Source organism: Streptomyces glaucescens (assembly GCF_002154375.1).
Classification (GTDB): domain Bacteria; phylum Actinomycetota; class Actinomycetes; order Streptomycetales; family Streptomycetaceae; genus Streptomyces; species Streptomyces glaucescens.
Genome location: NZ_MUND01000627.1, coordinates 1 through 667, shown reverse-complemented (window position 1 = coordinate 667; position 667 = coordinate 1). Strand labels below are relative to the sequence as shown.

Genomic DNA, 667 nt, shown 5'->3' with positions numbered 1-667 from the left:
GGGCGGAGCATCACGAGGCGGACGCGGGGCGAGAGCGCCTCGACGTGTTCGCGGGTGCCGAGGAAGTAGACGGTGAGGTCGAGGGCGGGCGCGGGGGCGGGCAGCCGGGCCGCGCTCTCCGCGAAGCGCTCCCAGCATTTGACGTGGCCGCCCGAGGTGTCGCCCCGTATCAGCTCGACCAGGACGGCGACCGACAGCACGGGGGCCGGGTACCACTCGCGCGGTGATCCAATCGCGACGTCCCGCCGAAGATGTTGAAAGCTGAACGGAATAGGTCTACGGTGGGCCGTGTTCACCTAGTTGAACATTAAACGTTCCGACCCGAGGAGAACGCCATGACCCTGGACCTGGCCACCCTGACCGGCGACTACACCATCGACGCCGCCCACACGACCATCGGCTTCACCGCCCGCCACGCCATGGTCACCAACGTCAAGGGCAAGTTCCTCGACTTCAGCGGCTCGCTGCACCTCGACGGCGCCGATCCGTCGAGGTCCAGCGCGTCCATCGACGTCAAGATGGACAGCATCGACACCGGCAACGCCGACCGCGACGGTCACCTCAGGAGCGCCGACTTCTTCAAGACCGACGAGTTCCCGGCGATGACGTTCCGCTCCACCGGGGCGGAGTCCCTGGGCGGCGACGACTACCGCGTCACCGGCGACCT

Annotated in this window: 1 protein-coding gene and 1 pseudogene; one reads left to right on the top strand and one right to left on the bottom strand. The window is 67.8% G+C overall.

Going from position 1 to position 667, the window contains the following annotated elements; genetic code table 11:
• Positions 1-200, bottom strand: a pseudogene (locus tag CCN42_RS33405) (glycosyltransferase); the annotation flags it as partial.
• Between the two features lie 135 nt (positions 201-335).
• On the opposite strand from CCN42_RS33405, the gene CCN42_RS33400 reads away from it, so the two are divergent.
• A partial coding sequence (locus tag CCN42_RS33400; protein ID WP_143662107.1) for a YceI family protein occupies positions 336-667 on the top strand: 332 nt, incomplete at its 3' end.